The sequence below is a fragment of the Planomonospora algeriensis genome (assembly GCF_977012225.1).
Map to the genome: position 1 here is coordinate 1 of NZ_CDRNDK010000772.1, position 1,894 is coordinate 1,894.

Below are 1,894 nucleotides of genomic sequence, written 5' to 3' on the forward strand. Positions count from 1 at the left end.
CGGCGTCACCCGGCGCGGGCTCGGCGTCCGGGCTCGCGGGCGGCAGCGCGCCGGTGACCAGCCGGAAGGCGATCACCCCGGCCGCGTAGACGTCGGAGGCCGCCGTCATCAGCTCCGGCCTGGCCTGGCACTCGGGGGCCACGTAGTGGGTGTCCAGCACGTTGGGCAGCTCGTTGACCACGGTGTGCGCGCGAGGGCCGGGCTTGGCGTAGTCGAACCCGGTCAGCATCGCGCGCCCGTCCTCCGCGACGAGCACGCAGGCGGGGCTGAGCGCCCGGTGGACCACGTTGTTGGCGTGCACGTGGGCCAGGCCGTCCAGCATGTCCTCCAGCAGGCCGAGCCGCTGCGCGACGGGCGGCGCGTGCCGCCCGGAGGCGCCCAGGTGCAGGTGGAGCGCGCGGCCGTGCACGTCGTCGAGGACCAGTACGAACCGGCTCTCGTCGTCGACGGCGAAGAAGTCGCGGGAGCGGACGACGCACGGGTGCGGCGGGATCCGGGTCAGGGACTGGTAGGCGTTGGTGATCAGTCTCCGCTCGGCCTCCCGCGGCCCCTCCTCGGCCAGCGGGTCGGCCCGGTAGACCCGGAGCAGGACCGTCTCGCCGCCGCGCACCGTCGCGTTGACCGCGCGGTACTCGGTGACCCGGTCGTCCCCGCCGAGCTCCTCCTCCACCTCCCAGTTGCCGAACCTCGGGGGCGCGGTGGAGCGCCGGACGCTCCCGTTCAGCGCCTCGATGATCGCCGTCCGGTACGGCCCGGTGTCGGTGCTGTAGCCGCGCCGGATCCGGGAGACGTCACCCAGCGTCGCGATCAGCCCCGGCAGGTCCGTGACGTGCCGGGAGTCGCGGCCGGCCGGGTCGACCAGCTCGGCGTCGGCACCGGTCAGCACGACGACGCTGTCGACGTAGACGCGCTCCAGCTCCCGGCGCTCCCGCATCAGCAGGCCCTTGAGCGCCCGCCCGTTGCCCCGCAGCTTGCTCACCGGGGAGCCGAACGCGCTGCGCCGCTCCGGGAACCACCGGGTCCCGGCCACCTCGATCCGGCCCCGGGTGCCCTTGACGTCGATGACGCACAGGGAGTGGCCGGTCAGCACGACCAGATCGACCTCGAAGGAGTCGTCGGAGCGCGGCACCTCGATGTTGTGCAGGAGCAGCCAGTCGCCGGGCGCGTTGTCCCGCAGATGCGCGATGACCCGCCGCTCGGCGTCGTTGACCGGGCGTCCGCCACCGACGATCTGTGCCATGTCGAGCGTGCCGCCTTCCTCGCCGCGTTCCGGGCCTGACGTCGGATCCCGGGTGGAGTCCGTGTCCCGAGTGGAACCCGGGCCCGGAACGGAACCCGTTCTCGGACGGAACCCTCGTCCCGGACGGAACAAGGTTCCCATCCTTGCCTGTATACCTGCATTTCCGCCACTCGCTAGTCTGGCCGCCGGGAATCGTGATCAAGACGGGCGGGGACCGGTGGACTTCCTGGTGCTGGTGGGCCTCGCGGCCACGGTCGCGGTGATGCTGGCTGGATTCGCGGTGGCGGCGCGGCGCCTGCTGGGTCTGCGCTTCGGCGCGGTCCGCACGCTGCTGGCCGGGGCGCTGGTGATCGCCATCGTCGGGCCGATCATGCAGGCGTTCGCCGGGACCGTGGACCCCGCCGACACCGGCATCACCCCGCTGTGGTTCTTCATCCTGGCGGTGCTGTGCGCGCTGCTCGCCGGGCTGGTGTTCCTGGTCGTCGCGGAGGCGCTGGTGCCGCCCGGCTCGCTACCGGGACCGCTGGAGCTCGGCCGGGCGGCGCGGCGCCGGATGGCCAGGTCGCGGCGCTACCTGCAGATCACCCGCATCCTGATCCGGCACGGCCTCGGTCCCTACCTGCGCGGGCGCGACCCCGGCCCGAGCGCCCGGCC

At 73.5% G+C, this 1,894-nt stretch carries 1 protein-coding gene and 1 pseudogene; one reads left to right on the forward strand and one right to left on the reverse strand.

Going from position 1 to position 1,894, the window contains the following annotated elements; translation table 11 throughout:
- The coding region (gene mads6, locus ACWJ6R_RS35595; RefSeq protein WP_449066425.1) for a methylation-associated defense system protein kinase MAD6 at positions 1–1,240 on the reverse strand (1,240 nt) is incomplete at its 3' end.
- A gap of 217 nt (positions 1,241–1,457) precedes the next feature.
- Here mads6 and ACWJ6R_RS35600 point away from each other — a divergent pair.
- A pseudogene (locus ACWJ6R_RS35600) lies at positions 1,458–1,894 on the forward strand (AarF/ABC1/UbiB kinase family protein); the annotation flags it as partial.